This window comes from Flectobacillus sp. (assembly GCF_049240685.1).
In the GTDB taxonomy this organism is placed as follows: domain Bacteria; phylum Bacteroidota; class Bacteroidia; order Cytophagales; family Spirosomataceae; genus Flectobacillus.
This window is the reverse complement of record NZ_JBMLSD010000210.1, coordinates 1-5,809: the sequence shown is the minus strand read 5'-3', so window position 1 is coordinate 5,809 and position 5,809 is coordinate 1. Positions and strand designations below refer to the sequence as shown.

At 38.3% G+C, this 5,809-nt stretch carries 2 protein-coding genes; both read right to left on the bottom strand.

The window, feature by feature from the left end; all coding sequences use genetic code 11:
- Positions 1–112: 112 nt before the first annotated feature.
- Positions 113–3,889, bottom strand: coding sequence for a DUF3857 domain-containing protein (locus ACOVQ4_RS09670; protein WP_421820446.1), 3,777 nt, complete (start codon positions 3,887–3,889; stop codon positions 113–115).
- A 447-nt stretch (positions 3,890–4,336) separates the two neighbouring features.
- Positions 4,337–5,539, bottom strand: a complete 1,203-nt coding sequence (locus ACOVQ4_RS09665; RefSeq protein ID WP_421820445.1) for a pyridoxal phosphate-dependent aminotransferase — start codon at positions 5,537–5,539, stop codon at positions 4,337–4,339.
- Positions 5,540–5,809 lie beyond the last annotated feature (270 nt).

Sequence of the window (5,809 nt, the reverse complement as noted above, 5' to 3'; positions counted from 1 at the left end):
TGGGCTATGGCAAAAATGCATGTCCGTGGTCGTTAAAAATATTTTAGCACTCTTTACCTTGTGCCTGTTGCCTTGTCCCTAACACACAAAACTTAAATATAATTCTGCATGATTACTTAATAGCCAGCTGTTTGGTGTCGGCTTCAATAACCTGTAGGAAAAAGTCTCTGAATAGTTTATAGTCTTTAGCCTCAACTTGGTCTTTTTTGATTTTCAACATACGTTTTGCTACAACTTTACCATTAACAGCAGTATAGGTCATTTCATAATCAGCGAAACTGGTACTAAGTTTTACAGGTTTCGGAATTTCGGCTAGTTTTTTTCCTGTTGGTAAAGTCAGCGTGATTTCTTCGCTCATGAAGGTAGCTGCATTAATTTTCCATAGTTCAAAAGGAAATACACGAGTTTCAGAAGCGATAAAATCAGAGCTAGCGATTTTCTCTGACCACGGTAAGGAGAAAATCTTCATACCTGCCACCTCATTGATTTGGTTTTTTACAGAATAAGAATATTTAGTAATGACCGAATCCGCTAGGTTATCAAGGTTTTCAAATGAAAGCGTATTCACCTTCACAGGTGTTGTAAATCCTTCTGATAAAGAGGCTGTTAATTGCTTTTCACGATCTTCTTGACTCAAATCAATGTTTGAGTGTCGAGAATCGCTACTCAAACTTCCTGATTTTTTTGAAACGATTTTGATGTTCAAATCGCGTTGGTTGATGTCTATTGTAGTTTTGCGTACAATGGCATCTGTGTATGGAACGGCTTCTCTTAATTGTTGGAGCGTTGTACTTACTGGTGTATCCTTGCGAGGAATCGGTAAAATATTGGCACCTCTGAGCATGTACGAACCTGCTCCAAAAGGGTTTTTGTTGTCGGTAAGTTCGATATAGTATTTTTTACCTCCCTCTTCCAAACTAGCGATACAATGGTTGAATTGAATATTTGGCAAAAGCATACCATACAAACCATTGTCGCGCGTAGAAACCAATACTAGATTCGCTTTGATACCTACCTCATTACACAGCGCCACAAAGAGGGTTGATACATCTTTACAATCTCCTAACTTGTTATTGAGTGTTTGAGAGGCTTTTTGTGGTACCAATCCACTTTGCATAAATGCTACGCTGAGATAATTAACATTTTTTTCGATATATTCATAAATCAGCTTTGCTTTCTGGATGGTCGTCAAGTTTTTAGGTTGATTTTGGAAAATCTCTTTAGTAGCATCTTGAACTTCGACATCAGAGTTTGATTTAATCGAAACCAAATCGCTATACCAGTCGCCTATAAATTGCCAACTTGGCATAGTAGATACCTCTAGCAATTGTGCCACATCGTCGATTGGAGGCATATAATATTCTGCTTCAATAGCTGGTGTATTCTCTTTTACCCATGAATACAGCTTAAAGTCGTCTATGGTTTTGATACTTGGTTCTAAACTAAAATTATGCGTTTTATACTGAAATTGACGATCTTTATGAATCAATAAACTAAAATTTGATGATAGGATAGGATAGCCAATATTAAAGTAAAAACGGTCGCTAAAATGCCCTGCCAGCATTCCAGAGGTATAATTTTCGAGTTTGTAAACGATATGAATAGCATCACCTGCCTGTAGACTCGCAAAAACCAACTGATTATCATTGGTTTCGGCTTTGGTCTTAGTCCCATCGGCTTTTAGCAAGTCTGCTTTTTCAATTTGTAAGGTTTGCGTATTTGAGTTGTAAGGAATTCCATATTCTTTCCATGCATCAATACCTTCTTGTGTGAGTACTTTAATAATTGTTTCAACACGTTCTTCACTAGCTCCTTGTGGGTACACAATACGTTGTTTGTTGTCTACCAAAATTACACTATTGTCGGTTGGATACTCCTTTGTTGTAGGTGATTTCTTGAAAACCTCCTCTGGGTTTACTTGCGGGAAACTATCGAATAAATCAGATTTATTTTCTAAAGTACGTAAAGCCTTATGAGCCGAAAACAAGGTTGGGCTATATTCTAGCGCTTTTTTGTAAGCCTGAATAGCCTCAGATGTTTTGCCTAATTCACGATAAATTTTACCTAAATCTTGCCAATAAGAGCCTTCGTAAGGTACAAACTCCAGTGCTTTCTGCTGATAGGTTAAGGCACTTTGGTAGTCTGCCAATGAATAATATTCATTGACAAGGTCTGTATACCTTCTAATTTCATGAGGCGCCATTTTAATAGCCGTTTTAAATAACTCCAAGGCCGCCGCTTTGTCGCCACTTTGATAATACAACTTTGCTAATTCACGGATTCCTGTAAGGTTATAATGTTTTTCCAAAAAAGCTTTGTAGGTATCAATCGCTGCTTGCGTATTTTTGTGAACACCCGCCTGTACCAAGCAATACATCTGAATACATTCGTAGCTATCTGGGTAAAGTTTATACACTTTATCCACGGCTTTGAGAAGGTTATCCATTTGGTTTTGGCGAGCATAAATCAAAAGCTCTCCCAAATCTGTAGCCTGACTTACTCCAAAGTATTTTTTTGTTTCTTCAACTATCTTAGCCGCCTCCACAAAGTCTTCTTTCCCCATTGCTGTTGTGAGTTGGTAGGTCAGACTAAAGTTGGAAGTAGGGTCATTACTATTAATAAATTCTGCTTCTTTGGCAGTTTCGGTACGATTGCTTTCTCGCATTGCAATCTCCACATTAATTCTGCTAATAAAGGTACTATTGGGCGTAATTTCACGCGCCTTACGTATGGCTTTTTTGGCTTCGTAAGTTTTATCATTACGATTAAAAACACTCGCTAAAAACACATAGTCGACCACACTTTTAGCATCTTTTTTGATTAGTTCTTCAAAAAAGTTTTCAGCAAAAAAAGGTAAATTTTTCTCTTCTACCTTCATCGTTTTTTGGTAAGCTTGTGGTTGAGTGGTCGATGTGAAACCTGCTATTGGACTGGCTTTTTCGTCTGTCAAACGAATCATGAAGTTGGCACGTCCAGCAATACTTTGTCCAACTTGAACCAAGAAACGGTTATATCCTTTATTTAAGGTAATTTTGTATGTATAAATATCAAGGTCACAATTTCGTTCTGTTGATTCATTTACCACCAATTGATCATTGACCCATATCTTCATTGACCCCGAGCATCCTGCACGCAAGTATACACTTTGGTCATTTGGGCTATTCACAAAAGATTGTGCATACATCAAAGAGTTGTCGGTATCGAACAATTGGTCAAAGTCAAACCATTTGTCAATACGTTCTACAGGAGGTTTAAACCAAGCTATTTTGGCTTGTACTTTATTTTTGTAAGTAGCATTCAGGTCTGGGTTTTGTAAAACGCCAAAATCCTTATCAAACCCGCTTCCAGAAGTATTTTCAAATGTTCCTAGCACGGCCCAATTATCAATTGCTCCGATTTTTTGATACTCAGCTTTGGTAGCCTCGATATTCATTGTTTTTTGGTAATAATCTCCCAAGCTGGCATGTGCCATTGCTCGCAAAGTACCAGGGGCCTTGGTATCTTTGATAAGACGTTGTAAAAAATCAATATGCTTAGGCTGAATCGGTTTGGCACTACCATACAATACCTCCGAAGACCATAAGGCATAGAGATACGGATAAGGGTTGGGACTACTTTCGTAAAACTTCACCATGTAGTCGAATCCTTTGTCACGTTGTTCATCATACCAACTTATCATGCCTAAGCCCAAGTAAGCATCGGCTTTGGTATTAGGATTTTGGAGAGCTGCTTCAAATTGTTTTTGAGCTTCTAGTCTTTGATTTTGGTAAAAAGCTTGCCATGCCGTGGTTGCCCGACTGGTTGTTGACTGACCCAAGCCTGACCATGAAAAGCATAATGAGGCAAGAAAAATAATGCAAAACGTAGCCTTGGAGTAGAAAGTGTTCATCTAAGTGCTGTTAAAAGGTTTTGATTTTAGTTGGTGGTTTTTGTAAAAATGAGGGTTGAAATTTTACCTCGAAAGTTCAGATATAAAAAGTGGATGGGGCAGCATAATGGTTGTGATTGATAGACAAATAAGATTGTATTTAGGCTTTGGGTAAAATTTTTATAACAATTATTAAAAAATCACTTTGGGGTTTTATAAATACTTGGTAATACTTACTGTCTGGAGCCTAAGGCGCTCATTTACTTTTTATGGAGTGAAAAATACTGAATTTTTCTTTATCTCACATCATCTCATGCAGATAAACATTGATTTAGTAGTGTATTCTTTTGTAATTCGCTGATAATGAGTGGTGATATAGCGATATTAAGCAAACAAGTGTTTGATAAAAAAATCCCCAATGTATCTATCATACACTGGGGATTTTTTGTATTCGTAAGTTGCAAATCCTTATTTCAGTTTAGCAACTGCTGTTTTGATTCTTTCGCAAGCTTCTGCTAGTTGCTCGTCGGCAGCAGCAGTCGAAATACGCATACAGTTTGGCGCACCAAAGCCCGAACCTGCTACCGTAGCCACAAAAGCCTCAGCCAACAACCACATACAGAAATCGTCAGAATTGTTGATAACTGTTGTACCATCTGTTTTACCAAAGTAGTAGCTAATATCTGGGAATGCGTAGAACGCACCGTCTGGCATGTTTACTTTGAAACCTGGGATTTCACGCAACAAACCTACTACAAGATGACGACGACGGTCGTAAGCTTCCTTCATTTTGTAAGCCTCATCCAATGGACCATTGAAAGCAGCTGTAGCAGCTTTTTGAGCAATAGAACAAGTACCTGATGTAACTTGACCTTGTAATTTCTCAAGGCCTTCTGCAATCCATTTAGCAGATGCCGTAAAACCAATTCTCCAACCAGTCATTGCATGACCTTTAGCAACACCATTTACAGTGATTACACGGTCTTTGATTGCTGGAATAGAACCGATAGAGAAGTGACCACCTGCTGTAAAGTTGATATATTCGTAAATCTCGTCAGCTAAAACGAAGATGTTTGGATGTTTTTCAACAATAGCAGCGATAGCTCTCAATTCTTCCTCCGTATATACCGAACCAGTAGGGTTGTTTGGAGAAGCAAACATCACCAATTTAGTTTTAGGTGTGATTGCTGCTTCAAATTGCTCTGGCGTTACTTTGAAGTTATTATCAAAAGAACCTTCTACAATGACAGAAGTACCTTCTGCTAATTTTACCATTTCAGAGTATGATACCCAGTAAGGAGCAAAGATGATTACTTCTTCGCCAGGATTTACCAATACAGAAATAGCGTTTGCCAAGGCGTGTTTTGCTCCTGTAGAAACTACGATGTTTTCTGGACCCCACTCAAGGTTGTTGTCACGTTTTAATTTATCGGCAATTGCTTTACGCAAGTCAGGATAACCAGCCACTGGTGAGTAACCGTGAAAACCAGCGTCGATAGCGTCCTTAGCAGCATCACAAATGTGCTTTGGAGTTTTGAAATCTGGTTCACCTACAGATAAACTAATCACTTTGTGACCTTGAGCCGCCAATTCGCGAGCTTTTTTGGTCATTCCCAACGTAGCCGACTCTTCTAATGCGTTGATTCGACTTGATAATAATTCGACAGACATTGTTTTTGTTGTTTCGGATTATGAAAAAAACGAGGAAGATTTGAGCAAATTACAGTCACCCCCAAAATTGCACAAAGTTACTTGAAGGAGATTGCTTAAACTAACTTTTTTTTGATTAATTAATATTGGCTTTTATTTCTTGTAAACTTGTTAAAAAAAGAGCACTTAAATTGTTGAAATGGTAATTTTTTGGGCAGGGAAAGGAGTGAGGCGCTAGGGTATAGTTTTTGGTTTTAGGGAACGGGCACAAAGGCACAGAGTGTGTGAGTG